Source organism: Dinoroseobacter sp. S375, assembly GCF_049800775.1.
Classification (GTDB): domain Bacteria; phylum Pseudomonadota; class Alphaproteobacteria; order Rhodobacterales; family Rhodobacteraceae; genus Dinoroseobacter.
In genome coordinates this window covers 345,631-358,217 of sequence record NZ_JBNAFR010000001.1, presented here as the reverse complement: position 1 = coordinate 358,217, position 12,587 = coordinate 345,631, and the positions used below count along the sequence as shown (strand labels likewise).

The window sequence follows — 12,587 nt, the reverse complement described above, 5'->3', positions numbered from 1 at the left end:
CGATCCTGCGGCACGGGGCACCGGCGGCACGGCGCCGAGTTGACCAGAGGGGGCGCGCGGGACTAATGCTCGCATGTCCCGAACTCAGAGAAAGCGATGCGCGTGCTGCCCGAAGAGCGACCCCATGTGATTGTTGGCGATGGCATTACGGCGCTGGCCTTCCTGGAAATCTGCGCACCCGCGCCCGGACAGCAGGTGGTGGTTCTGGGGGAGGCCGCTTCGGATCTGGGCCGCGGGTTGGCCTATGCCAAGGGCACTCCGGGCACGCCCTGGCGCTACGCCTATCTGTTGAATTCGCCCGCCGACGATATCGATCCCGATTTCGCGAAATGGCTGGCGGCGCGCTGGGACCAGATCACCGAGACCATGGAGGGGCGCGCGCCGGACTGGCTGGGCGCGGCACAACCGCTGATCGCGCGTGGAGATCTCTACGGTGTAAACGCGCCACGGGAGTTTTACGGGGATTTCATGGCCGAACGGGCCGAGGCCGCCATCGCGCGCCTCGCGGCGCAGGGCGCGACGGTCGAGCTGATCAATGATCAGGCGCTGGCCCTTGAGGTCAGCGGTAAGGGTGTCACCCTGCGCACAAAGGCCGGGCGCGAGATCGTGGCCAGCAGGCTCGACGTGGCGCCGGGCGGTCCGTCGACCATGCGGTTCGCCGGGGATGACAGCGCGTTCAGCGCGCCCTCGGTCTTTGGTCACGAGGACCGGATCGCCGCCCATATTCGGCGCGGGGCCGAGATATTCTGCGTCGGGGGGAACGCGGCCATGCTCGATGTGCTGCGCCTGTGCCAGAGCCTGCGGGATGAGGCGGATCTGCGCTTCGTGGCCTGCACGCCCGATGGCGAGATCCCCGCGCCGCTGGTCCCGCGCCTGCCGCGCAAGCTGACCGAGCCGCGTCTGACCAAGGGCCATGCCCGGGCCGAGACCTTTCTGGCCGAAGTCGCCGCCGAGATTGCCCGTGCTGCGGAGGCAGGCGACGAGATGCGCGAGATCCGGGCCGGGTTCCGGGCGCATTTCCTCGCCAACCCGTTGACCGATTATGTGCCCGACCCGGAAGAGGCGCGCCATGTACCCGGCAAGCTGCGGCTCTGGCTGCGGGGCGGAACGCGCGACACGATCGCGGATATGCACCGCTTCGTCGCGGCGGGCTCGGCGCGGGTGATCAAAGCCATGGTCTCCGCGATCGAACCCGGCGCCGAGGGGGCCACCGTCCTCTTGCGTGACGCGCAGGGGCAGGAGCATCGCCACGAGACCGGCTTTGTCGTGAACTGCGCCGGAGCAGGGCCAAACTCGCGATTCGATCCGCTGTCGGAAGACATGTTGCGCCAGGGGTTGATCACACTTTGCCCGACCACGCGGGGCATCCGCGTAGGACCGGGGTGCCAGACCAACGCCCCGGGTGTCCGCTACCTCTCGCCAGTCACCAGCGAGATCGGCGGGGATGTTGTGGCCATGCCCTTGTTCGACGCCCATATGTTGCGCGCCTATGTGGCCCGGGCGGCCTCCGGCATCTGATTTTGCAAAATTCCTGATGCGCGGCGCAGCGCTTTGGCCTGCGCGCGAATTCGCGTGCGCAAACCTGAAAAGTATACTAGGGTTTAAGCGGGGCGTGGAGTGCAACCTATGCATGCATTTACTGTATGCCGGGGCCAGAACAGGAAGGCGCATGCCATGTCCGATTTCCTCAAGACCGCCGGGGTCGCCTTCGTGGTGATTGGCACCGGTGCGGGCACGGTGAGCGTGATGAACGATGATCTGCCGGATCTGTCCGTTCCTGCATTGCCCTGGGCCCAATCTGGTGCGTTGGATGGTCGTATCTTCGTGACCCGCGATACGATCGATGAGACCGGAGAGGTGGTCTATGACACGCTGCGGTTCTTCGACGGCCGGTTTCAGTCGTCGCGCGCCCAGATCTACTGCGATTTCGGCTGGACCGACTACCAGACATGGCTCGAAGAGGATGTGGTCCATTTCACCACGACGACCGTCTGTGACGAAGCCCCCCACACGGTGGTCTGGTACGGCACGGTGCGGGGCGACGCGATCCTGCTCGAGGGGACATGGACCACCCGGCGCTGGTACTGGACCCAACAGACGCTGGTGATCGGCATCGGGGAATCGGCCCTGACCGTCCACGGACAACAAAACAGCTGACCCCGCCGCGCGCCGCTTTGCCGGGCAAAACCGCGTATAGCCGTTCGGAGCGATGTCCTCTGACCCCTGCGGACTGGCCTGCGCGGGGCTTGCCTGCGTAGACTGGACCCCGCAAGAGCCAGCAGAGAGCCGCCATGACACAGACCTTTCGGACCATGTGCCCCATGAACTGTCACCCGACCCTGTGCGGAATGGAGGTGACCCGGGACGCGGCGGGCGCGGTCACGATCACCGGTGACGAGAGCAATCCTGACAGCGCGGGCTTTCTCTGTATGCGGGGCAAGGCCGCCCATGAGATCGTCGGCAACGACCAGCGCCTTTTGCAGCCGATGGCCCGGACGCAGCGCGGCTCGGACACCTGGGAGACGCTGAGCTGGGACAGGGCGCTGGACCGGATCGCCGCACAGATGCAGGCCGTGGGCCGCGAGGCGGTGGGCTTCTGGCAGGGACATGGGAATTGGGGCAATGACTATGCCTTTGGGCTGAAACGAGCCCAGATGGACCGCTTCGCGAACCTCTATGGTTGTCAGGCGTGGAACCCGGCGATGATCTGCTGGGGGCTGGGTGCGTTCGGGTTGGGCCTGACCGGTGCGATCGAAACCTCCACCAAGGAGGATCTGAGCGCCCATTCCGAGATGGTGATCCTCTGGGGGGCGAACACGGTCAGCCAAGCCAACACCCTGCGCCATGTGGAGATCGCCAAACGCCGGGGCGCGCGGGTGGTCGTGGTCGATGTGCGCCGGACCGAGGCCTCAGCGCTGGCGGATGAGGTCCTGCTGCTCCGGCCCGGAACCGATACGGCGCTGGCGCTGGCGATGATGCAGGTGATCCTGGCCGAGGGGCTCTGGGACCGCGATTTCGTGGCCGCCCATACCGTGGGCGTCGACGCGCTCGCCGATCACCTGACCCGGAACACCCCGGCTTGGGCCGCGGAACGGACCGGCCTGCCCGCCGAGCAGATCGCCGATCTCGCCCGGCGCTACGCGGCCAGCCCGGCGGCGATGATCGTTCTGGGGGGCTCTTCGGTGCATAAGGGCGACAACACATGGCAGGCGGCGCGCGCCATCGGTTGCCTTCCGGCGCTGACCGGGAATTTCGGGCGCGCCGGGGGCGGGATCGGCCCGCGCCATGGCGGGCGCAGCCATGGGGTCGGGTTCGTCGATGTCTCGGCGGCGGATCGTCGGCTGCCGGGCACCTATATCCCTAACCAGATGGAGGCGATCCTCGAAGCGCTGGAAAGCGGCGCGGTCAAGGTCCTCGTCTCGCTTGGCTCGAACCTGCTCTCCTCCTTTCCCGACACCGCCCGGACGCGGGCGGCTCTGGCCCGGGCCGAGCTGGTCGTGACACACGACATCTTTCCCAACCAGACGATCCGGGAGGCGGCGGATATCGTCCTGCCGGGGACGATCTGGCTCGAAGAGATCGGGGCGAAATCCACCAACACCCATGTTCATCTCTGCGACCGGGTGCTGCCCCCCGCCGGAGAGGCCCGCCCCGTGCACGAGATTTATATCGGGCTGGCCGCGCGGCTGGGCGTAGAGGATGTCTACCCCTGGACGGATCAGGAGGCGGCGGTGAACGCGGTGCTCGACCATCCGGCCACGGGCCATACCACGGTTGACAGCCTGCGGGCGGCGGGCGGGCGCGCGGCGCTCGCGGTCTCCCATGTGGCCTATCCGACCCATGCCTTCACCACGCCCTCGGGCAAGATCGAATTCGCCTCCGCCCGTGCCGTCGAGATGGGCTTGCCCGCGCTGCCGGAGATGCCGGACCCGGCGGAGGAGGGGGGGCTCGTGCTCGCGCATGGTCGGACCTTCGCGCATTTCCATTCCTTCTTTGACCATGCGCGCGCCCTGCCGACCCTGGCCGCGCGGGAGGCCGCGCCCGCCCTCTGGATCGCGCCCACGGACGCGGCAGAGCGCGGGATCGAGGATGGCGCGGCGGTCGAGATGCACAATGCGCGCGGATGTTTCACGGCGCAGGCCAAGGTCACGCCGCGCATCCCGGCCGGTTTGGTCTGGATCCGCGATGGCTGGCCCGGGCTCAATGCCCTGACCGATGCCAGCGCGGTCCTACCCGAGGCGGCCCTCGGTGCCTTTCCCTTCTCCGTCGGTCAAAGCCGGTTCGGTGCACGGGTCGAGCTGCGCCCGGTGCGGGCCGGATCCGGCGCATGATCGATGCCTGACCTGTGTGTTCGCCCGGCCCTGCCATCCGTCCCGACCCCGCTTGGAGCATTTAGATGACCCGTTTGATGACCTTGGATGGCACGCCCATGTCGCGCCAGTGTTTCGGCTGTATGCAGTTCGGCGGCACCGCGGACCGCGCCGCAAGCCACGCGATGTTCGACGCCGCCTCTGCCGCCGGGATCAACATATTTGACACGGCGCATCTCTATACCGAGGGGCGGTCCGAGACTTGGCTGGGCGAGATGATCGGCCCGCGGCGCGACGCCCTGCTGATCGCCACCAAGGTGGGGTACACGGGCGGCAGCGGGCGCGCGAATATCTTGTCGAGCTTCGACGAAAGCCGCGCGCGGCTCGGGCTCGATATGGTCGACATCCTCTACCTGCACCGCTGGGACGGGGCGACCCCGCTGGAAGAGACCTTCGAGACGCTCGCGGGCCTGCAATCCTCGGGCCGCATCCGCCATATCGGCGTGTCGAACTTCGCCGCATGGCAGGTGATGAAGGCGCAAGGCGTGGCGCAGGCGCTGGGCACGCGGATCGACCTGATCCAGCCGATGTATTCACTGGTCAAGCGTCAGGCAGAGGTGGAGCTTCTGCCCATGGCCGCCGCCGAGGGGATCGCGGTGCTGCCCTATTCACCCTTGGGTGGGGGGCTGTTGACCGGGAAATACGCGCGCGGTGATGTCGGTCGGCTTTCGACCGATCCGCGCTACGCGGCGCGCTATGGTCTGGCCTGGATGCACGAGGCCGCAGCCGGGCTCGCCGCGCTCGGCGATGAACTGGACGTGGATCCAGCGACCCTGGCGGTGGCTTGGGTCATGGCGCATGAGGCGATCTCGGCCCCGATTGTCAGCGCGCGCTCGGAGGCACAGCTGCGCCCTTCGCTTGCGGCGCTGACCTACCCGCTCTCCGACACGCTGCATGCGCGGATCTCGGCCCTGTCGCCGCGCCCGGCACCGGCCACGGACCGGCTTGAGGAAGTCTAGGAGCGCCCGTGTTCCCCCGATGGGCCTTGGCGCAGGCGCACAGGGCCTAGAGATCCAGCGTCAGGGTCACCCGGTCTCCGGCAAAGAAGGCCCGCCCGAACTCGATGGGCCGGCCCTGGGGATCCACATTGACCCCGGTCGATTTCAGCAGCGGATCGCCCTCGCGCATCTGCAGATGCAGCGCCTGGGTCGCATCCGCCAGCACAGCGGTCAGACGGGTCGAGGCGCGGGTGTAGTCCTCGACGCCCACCGAGCGCAGGGCATCGGTCACCCCGCGCTCGGCCAGAAGAGCGTTCTGGATCCCGGGCAAGCGCGTGGCGGGGAAGACGCTCTCGAACAGACCAATCGGCTGGGCATCCGCGAGGGAGAGGCCGAAATAGGCGCAGATCTGATCGCCTTCGGGCACCTGAAGGGCCTGCGCCTCGCCTGCGGTGGCGGCCCGCTCCTCGATGTGAAGGATGCGTTTCTCGGGCCGACGGCCCGCAGCGAGCAGGTTCTCGTGAAAACGCACCCGGCTGCTGATCGGGTAATCCGTGGGCTGCGCCGCCACGAAGGCCCCCGCGCCACGCCGGGTCCGCACGAGACCATCCTCGATCAGAGCCGAGAGCGCGTGCCGCACCGTGTGCCGGTTGACCCCGAACCGCTCGGCCAGCGCGGCCTCGGTCGGCAGCTTGTCCCCGGTGCCATAGCGCCCCTCGGCGATGTCGCTGCGCAGGGCGCTGGCGATGGCTTTCCAGATCGGTGTGCGCCCGCTGCGGCGCAAAGAGTCTTGCCTGTCCTGCATTTCTGTATTGGGTCTTGGCTCGGGTGCTGATAGGATGTGTCTAGTTGTATAGTAAATTCGAAAGTTGTCGAGATGAAAGACCCCATCGATCCCCAAGGCGCCGGGCGCACCGCGCAGGGTGGCGGCATCGCGCTGTCCTTTCGTGAAGCCCCGCGGGCGGGTGCGGGATGAGCGCGACAGAGATCGTCTTTGATATTGGCGGTGTGCTTGTGGACTGGGACCCCCATCTCGCCTGGATCGAAGATCTGGGATCCCGCGACGCCGTCGCCGAGTTCATCGCCCGGACCGATTTCATGGCGCGCAACACGCGGGCCGATGGGGGCGCGTCCTTTGCCGATCTGGCCGCCGAGATTGCGGACCCCACGGACCGCGCGCTCTTTGCGAAATATGTCGCGCGGTATGGACGAACGGTGCCTGAAGTCATTCCGGGGACATGGGATCTGCTCGACCGGCTGGCGGCCAAGGGGCACGGCATTCACGCCATCACCAACTGGTCGGCGGAGACCTGGCCCGAAGGGGTCAGGGCCCATCCCCGGCTGGGGGAGGTCTTTGACACGCTGATTGTGTCCGGGGTCGAGCGGTTACTGAAACCGGGGCCGGAGATCTTTGCCTTGTTCTGTCACCGCGCCGGGGTCGCGGCGCGCGCGTGCCTCTTCATCGACAACACCTATGAAAACGTGGCGGGGGCCAGAGCGGCGGGTATGGATGCCGTCCACTTCACCACGCCGGAGGCGCTTGAGGCCGATCTGGTGGCGCAGGGGCTCTTGTGATGCGGGATGCTCTGCGCGTGTGCAACGGTGAGCTGGCCCGCCGACCGGTCCGGATGTCTGATCCGGCTGAGGTCACGTATCCCGGGCGCCGCCGGGAGGGCGGGGCCGCATGAGCGCCGGGCGTCTCATCGCCGTGGTCGGCCCGTCCGGGGTGGGCAAGGACAGCGTGATGGCGGAACTGGTCGCGCAGTGGCCCGAGCTGTGTCTGCTGCGCCGGGTCATCACCCGCGCGCCGGATCTGGGCGGCGAGGCCTATGAGGCGGTCAGCCCCGAGACCTTTGAGCGGATGGTGGCAGAGGGTGCGTTCTGCGTCCATTGGGGCGCGCATACCCTGCGCTACGGGATCCCGTCGACGGCCTTTGATCAGGTCCGAGCAGGCCAGTGGTGTCTTGCGAATTTCTCCCGCGATGCGCTGGTCGAGGCGGCCCGGATCTTTCCGGCGCTCACGGTGCTGAACCTGACCGCGTCGCCCGAAACCCTCGCCGCGCGGCTCGCCACACGCGGGCGCGAGACGCCGCAGGTGATCGCGCAGCGGCTGGCGCAGGCGGACAAGGCGCTGCCTCCGGGGCTCGACGTGATCACCCTGAGCAATGATGGCGCGCTGGACGAGACCGTGGCCCGCACGCTGGCGGCTCTTCAACCGGTGAGGGCGTAGCGTTGGATCAGCTCGAACCGCCCATCTGCGCGCTCGCCGACAAGCCCGAGGCTGTCGATCACGAAGGGCGCCGGCAACGGGGGCAGGGCAGCGCGGAGGGTGTCCTCCCAGCTTGGAAGGTCGGGTTTGCGAAGCCGCCCGGTCAGGGTCATGTGAAAGCGGAACTGGTCGCGCACATAGGGATAGCCCCACTCCACGAGGTTCGCCTCCTGCGCGGGGCTCAGCCCGGCACCGCGACGGCGGGCCAGTTCCTCGGCGCTGGGCGGGGCGCGAAAGCGGTCGAGCTCGGTCACACAGGCCTCGGCCAGCGCGGCCAGCGCGCCAGTCTCTCCCACCGGCGTCAGCGCCAGAAACCGGCCAAGGCGGCTGAGCTGCAGCCCATCGCACCGGGCCGAACCCTGCCGCGCCGCCAGCGTGGCCATGGCGGTCTGCAACGCCGCGAGATCCATGCCCTCGGCCAGTCGGAAGGGCGGCTTCAGGGTGCCATGGAAGCCATATTTTCGCGGGGTCTCGGTCGCCTCCGCCCGCCCGGCAAGATCCAATGGATCCGCGGGTGTTCCGGTGATCACGTCCCATCCCAACCAACGCGCGCCGAAGCTCGCAAGAGGGCCCTCCGGGGCTATGTAGTAAACCGCAAACCGAGAATAGCCCATGAACTCCCCTTTCGTGCCCAGTCCTGTGCCTGATGGATCCGACATGTCCATGGCAGACTCCGTTTGTCTTGCCAACGCGCAGCTTGTCCTGCCGGATCGCGTGCTTCTCGGTGCGGTCGAGATCACCGATGGGGTGATCACCGCCGTGACCGAAGGGGATCGCGTGCCCGGCGGTGCCGTGGATTGCGGCGGTGATTTTGTGCTGCCGGGGCTGGTCGAGTTGCATACGGACAATCTCGAACGGCATATCGAGCCGCGCCCGGGCGTGGGCTGGCCCCATCTGCCCGCGCTGATCGCCCATGATGCCGAGCTGGCCTCGACCGGGATCACCACGGTGTTTGACGCGCTGCGCGTGGGCTCGATCCACAATTCCAAATCAGGCTACAAACCCTATGCGCGCGGTCTTGCGGATGAGCTGCTGCGCGCCCGGGCCGATGGCATGTTCAAGATCAGCCACCTGATCCATCTGCGGGCGGAAATCTGTTCCGAAACCCTGTTGGAGGAACTGGCCGCCTTCGGTCCTGCGGATCGCATCGGGATTGTCAGCCTGATGGATCACACCCCGGGTCAGCGACAGTTCCGCGATGTCTCGGCCCTGCGGACCTATGTCTCGAAAAAACGGGGCATGACCGAGGCCGATTTCATCGAGCACATGGCCAATCTCAAGGAATTGCAGAGGCTCTACGGCACCAAGCACGAGGCCGGTGCGGTGGTTGAGGCCGCCCGGCTGGGTGCCGCGCTGGCCAGCCATGACGACACCACCGCCGCGCATGTGGAGACCTCCAAGGATAATGGCGTGCAGTTTGCCGAATTTCCGACCACGGTCGAGGCGGCCGAGGCCTGCCGCGCCCATGGCATTGCGGTGATGATGGGCGCGCCCAATATCATTCGCGGTGGTTCCCATTCGGGCAATGTCTCGGCGTTGGAGCTTGCCGAGGCGGGGCTGCTGGATATCGTCTCGTCGGATTACGTGCCCTCGGCACTTTTGCTGTCGACCTTCCGGCTGGCGGCGCTGTGGCAGGATCTGCCTCGGGCGGTGGCCTGTGTGACGCGCACGCCCGCGCGCGCCGCCCGTCTCGCCGATCGCGGCGGGCTTGAGCCGGGCTTGCGGGGCGATGTCCTGCGGGTGCAGGCACCGGGGGGCACGCCCCTGATCCGGGGCGTCTGGTCCCGGGGCGCACGGGTAAGCTGACGCGCACGCCGGGGTTCAACCCTCGGCGCGTTTGACCTTTTGGTGCTCATCCTCCACGAGGCCGATCTTCCAGTAGCCAGAGATATAGGTGTCCTTGCGTGGCAGCGCTTTCTCCTGCGCGAGGAACGCCCGCAGGGCCCGGATCACGCCACTTTCGCCGGCGATGCAGGTCTGCACCCGCCCGGCGGGCCAATCGAGACTGCGGATCAGATCCTCCTGCGCGGTCGAGGCGCTGTGCGGATCGGGATGGACCAGCCAGTGGGCCTCGATCCCGGCGGGCATGTCGATCTCCTGCCGGTCCTCGGGGGCGGTGATCTCGAAGATCGCCACGCCCTTGGCATCGCGGGGCATGGCCTCCAGCGCGGCAGCGGCCACGGGCAGGGCCGAGGGGTCAGCGGCCACCAGATACCAATCGGCCTCGAAATGGGAGAGTTTGGGCGTGCTCGGCCCGGCAAATCCGAGGAAATCCCCGGGCTGCGCGTGGCTCGCCCAGCGAGAGGCGGGTCCCTCATCCCCATGGGCGACGAAATCGATGCTGAGCTCCTGCCGCGCGGCATCATAGGCCCGCACCGTATAGGTCCGCTTCACCGGCGCCGGTCCCGCGCTGAGACGGGCGGCAAACGCGTCGCGCGTTTCGCCCGGCTCCGGGATCAGCAGCTTGCAATTCGCCCCTTCGCGGCCTTCGGGAAAGCCGTCCAGCGCCGGTCCCGCAAAGACCACGCGGATCATGTTCGGGGTCAGCCGCCCGGCGCGCGCCACCGTGAGGATCCGCGGCCCCGGGCGCTTGGCGACCTGTTGCACTGCCTGTTTCAAACCGCTCAAGACGCCCATCTCCGATCTCCTGCTCTCGTACCTGTTTCGCCGCTAGAATTTGCCCGAATTGCCCCACATCTCCAGGGGGCTGATCTCTTCCTCGTTCATCCAATGCTCGACAATCCGCCCCCCTGCAACGCGGTAGAGGTCGAAGACGGCGATGTCCTTGCCACGGGCGTGGCGCTTGCCATAGGTCACGACGAAATCGCCCTGTCCGAAAATCTGGAACAGCATCTCGTAGCGGCCGGCTTGGTCCGAGCCGAGCCAATCCGTGAGCCCGGCGCGCCCGGTACCGATGGTGGGCGCATGCTGGATCAGATCCTCGGCGACGAATTCGGCGATCTTGTCAAAGCCGCGCTCCTGCCGGACCTGCTTGGTGTATTCGAGAACCAGCGCCTTGCTGGCCGCCGTATCCGCCGCCGGATCGACCTCTGTCGCGCCGCCAACCATATCCGCGCCGGAGGCTGTCTTGGGTTCATAGGCGGCGATGGTGTCCCAATGCTCGAGGATGAGCCCGTCTGCATCGGTGTAGAACATGTCCATGGTCACCCATTGCGCGGCCCCGTCATTGAGCGACTGATAAGCGGTGCAAAACACCCAGGGCCCGTCCTCGAAGCTGCGCAGGATCCGGATGTCGCGCTTGGGATTGCGGGCGACGAAGGGCTCGAAGAACGCGAGGAACCCCTCGACCCCGTCGCCTACGCCGGTCGAGTGCTGGGTATAGCGATGCCCGGTATAGGCCTGCACCGCCTCGCGCGCATTGCCGCCCGCGATCCCCTCGAGATAGATCCGATGCACGTTCTTAAGCCCTTTGCCCGTCTGCCGCTCTCCTTATTTGCCGTGATAGGCTTGGCTGAGGGCGAAGCTGTCCTCGAACCAGTTCCAGAGCACCACCTGACCGTCGCGCACCTTGGCGCGCAGGGCAAAGGTGAACTCGCCGGTCTCCTGACCCGAATGGGTGGTGATGCCGTTCATGCGGCCAAACACGGCGACCGTATCGCCCGAGGCGAAAGCATCCTGATTTTCCCATTTCGTGACCTGCAGATTGGCCGAGAAGACGCCGAGGAATTCGAAGATCGCCTCCTTGCCGACGGTCTCGCCGATCCAGGGCAAGCTGGTATCGCCTTCGTTATGCCAGACCATGTCATCGGCCATGAGGGCGGACATCGCCTCCATGTCGCCGCTGCCCATGGCGCCCATGAAGGCCATGACGGTGTCGAAGCTGGCCTGCGAGGTGGCATCCATGGACTGGGCGCTCGCATGGGAGGCGAGGCTCAGGGCCAGGGCCGCGCCGAGGGTGGTCTTGATCAGGGTTCTGCGCTGCATGGGGATCTCCGCATCTGGCAGTGGGGGGAAGAGCCGGGGCGGCATCACCTGCCGGCCCCGGCTCGGTTGTTACTTGGTCCAGTAGTCCGCCATGAGCGACAGCAGGAACTCGCCCGCATAGCTCGGGAAGGCGGCCTTCATGCCCGCGATGGCGTCGTCCGGGGTGGCGGCGGCGGTGATCACCTCATCCATCTTGGTGACATAGGCGATGGCCGTGTCGAGATCGCCGCGCGTCGTCGGCAGGCCGTGGCCGACCAGCAGCGTGTCGAAGGCCGGATCATCGCGCAGCCCTTCGAGGGTCGCGATCCAGTTTTTGCGATCAATGCCCGGGGCGAAGAACACGCCGTTATAGACGAGGTCCTGCACGATCGCGACCTTCTGCTCGGGCAGGACGGTGACGACCATATGCGGGGCCTCGTTGTTCTCGTAGTGGCGAAACTCCACGGGAACGCCGCCAATCTCGGTCATCCCGATCTCGAGATCGGGACCGTCGAGCACGCTCGAGGGGGTGCCGAACTGGCCGCCTGCGGCCTCGGCGGCCACGGCTTCGCGGATCTGCGGCAGGGTGGCGAAACTGGCCCCTTCGATCAGGGGCGAGCCGCCCCAGTGGTCCGGGTGCTCATGGCTGAGCACGGCCATTGCGATGGGTTTGCCGGTGGACTGGATCAGCGCCGACACCTCTTGCGCGGTGGGGGGCAGCATCGTGCCATCCACCACCAGCAGCCGGTCGGCAAATTCCACCACATGGGAGGTGACATGCACCGCTTGCGGTGGCGACACATAGGTGTGGAAGGTCACGCCGCCGGTGGCGAAGCTGTGCACGGTCCCGGGGGGCAGGGCGCCTTGCGCGCGGGCAACCGAGGGGACCAGCGCGCTGCGCAGAAGCGTCGCCGCCCCGAGGGTCAGCGCGGTGCCTTTCAACAGGTCCCGGCGGGACAGGTCAGGGGAAGAGGGCTGTGTCATCGCGGATACTCCGATCTTGTTCGGTTCTGGGTCACAGGTCGAAACGACGGCGCGGCGGGCCTTTGTCCCTAGCGCCTCGGAGCCAATCTATTGACGGGGGTC

At 67.1% G+C, this 12,587-nt stretch carries 13 protein-coding genes; 7 read left to right on the top strand and 6 right to left on the bottom strand.

From position 1 onward, the window contains the following. Positions 1–96: 96 nt before the first annotated feature. From ACP150_RS01640 to ACP150_RS01625, 4 genes are all read left to right on the top strand, one after another. Positions 97–1,518, top strand: coding sequence for an FAD/NAD(P)-binding protein (locus ACP150_RS01640; protein WP_424964797.1), 1,422 nt, complete (start codon positions 97–99; stop codon positions 1,516–1,518). Positions 1,519–1,674: 156 nt separating this feature from the next. After that, on the top strand, positions 1,675–2,157 hold the full coding sequence (locus ACP150_RS01635; protein ID WP_424964796.1) for a hypothetical protein: 483 nt from the start codon (positions 1,675–1,677) through the stop codon (positions 2,155–2,157). A 134-nt stretch (positions 2,158–2,291) separates the two neighbouring features. Further along, positions 2,292–4,331, top strand: a complete 2,040-nt coding sequence (locus ACP150_RS01630) for a molybdopterin-containing oxidoreductase family protein (protein ID WP_424964795.1) — start codon at positions 2,292–2,294, stop codon at positions 4,329–4,331. A gap of 65 nt (positions 4,332–4,396) precedes the next feature. Then, the gene (locus ACP150_RS01625) at positions 4,397–5,329 is read left to right on the top strand and encodes an aldo/keto reductase (RefSeq protein ID WP_424964794.1); all 933 of its coding nucleotides are present in this window, start codon (positions 4,397–4,399) and stop codon (positions 5,327–5,329) included. 46 nt (positions 5,330–5,375) lie between these two features. Here the strand turns inward: ACP150_RS01625 and phnF are convergent, their stop codons facing one another. Continuing rightward, positions 5,376–6,092 (bottom strand): phosphonate metabolism transcriptional regulator PhnF, encoded by a 717-nt coding sequence (phnF, locus tag ACP150_RS01620; RefSeq protein ID WP_424964793.1) that lies wholly within the window; start codon positions 6,090–6,092, stop codon positions 5,376–5,378. A gap of 188 nt (positions 6,093–6,280) precedes the next feature. On the opposite strand from phnF, the gene ACP150_RS01615 reads away from it, so the two are divergent. After that, positions 6,281–6,883: an HAD family hydrolase gene (locus tag ACP150_RS01615; RefSeq protein WP_424964792.1), complete on the top strand. Its 603-nt coding sequence runs from the start codon at positions 6,281–6,283 to the stop codon at positions 6,881–6,883. 109 nt (positions 6,884–6,992) lie between these two features. Next, positions 6,993–7,538 carry a phosphonate metabolism protein/1,5-bisphosphokinase (PRPP-forming) PhnN gene (gene phnN / locus ACP150_RS01610; RefSeq protein WP_424964791.1) on the top strand — a complete coding sequence of 182 codons (546 nt, stop codon included), beginning with the start codon at positions 6,993–6,995 and terminating at the stop codon, positions 7,536–7,538. Here the strand turns inward: phnN and ACP150_RS01605 are convergent. Then, positions 7,520–8,236 carry a DUF1045 domain-containing protein gene (locus ACP150_RS01605; RefSeq protein ID WP_424964790.1) on the bottom strand — a complete coding sequence of 239 codons (717 nt, stop codon included), beginning with the start codon at positions 8,234–8,236 and terminating at the stop codon, positions 7,520–7,522. The genes phnN and ACP150_RS01605 overlap by 19 nt on opposite strands. Positions 8,237–8,240: 4 nt before the next feature. Between ACP150_RS01605 and ACP150_RS01600 the strand changes: the two genes are divergently transcribed. Beyond that, the gene (locus tag ACP150_RS01600) at positions 8,241–9,383 is read left to right on the top strand and encodes an alpha-D-ribose 1-methylphosphonate 5-triphosphate diphosphatase (RefSeq protein WP_424964789.1); all 1,143 of its coding nucleotides are present in this window, start codon (positions 8,241–8,243) and stop codon (positions 9,381–9,383) included. 15 nt (positions 9,384–9,398) lie between these two features. Here ACP150_RS01600 and ACP150_RS01595 read toward each other — a convergent pair whose 3' ends face one another. The 4 genes from ACP150_RS01595 to ACP150_RS01580 all read right to left on the bottom strand — a co-directional run bounded on the left by ACP150_RS01595 (position 9,399) and on the right by ACP150_RS01580 (position 12,485). Next, complete coding sequence (locus tag ACP150_RS01595; protein WP_424964788.1) at positions 9,399–10,214, bottom strand: siderophore-interacting protein; 816 nt, start codon at positions 10,212–10,214, stop codon at positions 9,399–9,401. A 33-nt stretch (positions 10,215–10,247) separates the two neighbouring features. Beyond that, positions 10,248–10,994: a nuclear transport factor 2 family protein gene (locus ACP150_RS01590; protein WP_424964787.1), complete on the bottom strand. Its 747-nt coding sequence runs from the start codon at positions 10,992–10,994 to the stop codon at positions 10,248–10,250. A gap of 33 nt (positions 10,995–11,027) precedes the next feature. After that, complete coding sequence (locus ACP150_RS01585) at positions 11,028–11,522, bottom strand: nuclear transport factor 2 family protein (protein ID WP_424964786.1); 495 nt, start codon at positions 11,520–11,522, stop codon at positions 11,028–11,030. A 69-nt stretch (positions 11,523–11,591) separates the two neighbouring features. Further along, positions 11,592–12,485: an MBL fold metallo-hydrolase gene (locus tag ACP150_RS01580; RefSeq protein ID WP_424964785.1), complete on the bottom strand. Its 894-nt coding sequence runs from the start codon at positions 12,483–12,485 to the stop codon at positions 11,592–11,594. Positions 12,486–12,587 lie beyond the last annotated feature (102 nt).

Coding starts and splice junctions, on each gene's coding strand:
- ACP150_RS01625 (WP_424964794.1), top strand. CDS start 4,397: ATGACCCGTTTGATGACCTTGGATGGCACGCCCATGTCGCGCCAGTGT.
- ACP150_RS01585 (WP_424964786.1), bottom strand. CDS start 11,522: ATGCAGCGCAGAACCCTGATCAAGACCACCCTCGGCGCGGCCCTGGCC.
- ACP150_RS01595 (WP_424964788.1), bottom strand. CDS start 10,214: ATGGGCGTCTTGAGCGGTTTGAAACAGGCAGTGCAACAGGTCGCCAAG.
- ACP150_RS01640 (WP_424964797.1), top strand. CDS start 97: ATGCGCGTGCTGCCCGAAGAGCGACCCCATGTGATTGTTGGCGATGGC.
- ACP150_RS01580 (WP_424964785.1), bottom strand. CDS start 12,485: ATGACACAGCCCTCTTCCCCTGACCTGTCCCGCCGGGACCTGTTGAAA.
- ACP150_RS01635 (WP_424964796.1), top strand. CDS start 1,675: ATGTCCGATTTCCTCAAGACCGCCGGGGTCGCCTTCGTGGTGATTGGC.
- ACP150_RS01630 (WP_424964795.1), top strand. CDS start 2,292: ATGACACAGACCTTTCGGACCATGTGCCCCATGAACTGTCACCCGACC.
- ACP150_RS01605 (WP_424964790.1), bottom strand. CDS start 8,236: ATGTCGGATCCATCAGGCACAGGACTGGGCACGAAAGGGGAGTTCATG.
- ACP150_RS01615 (WP_424964792.1), top strand. CDS start 6,281: ATGAGCGCGACAGAGATCGTCTTTGATATTGGCGGTGTGCTTGTGGAC.
- ACP150_RS01600 (WP_424964789.1), top strand. CDS start 8,241: ATGGCAGACTCCGTTTGTCTTGCCAACGCGCAGCTTGTCCTGCCGGAT.
- phnN (WP_424964791.1), top strand. CDS start 6,993: ATGAGCGCCGGGCGTCTCATCGCCGTGGTCGGCCCGTCCGGGGTGGGC.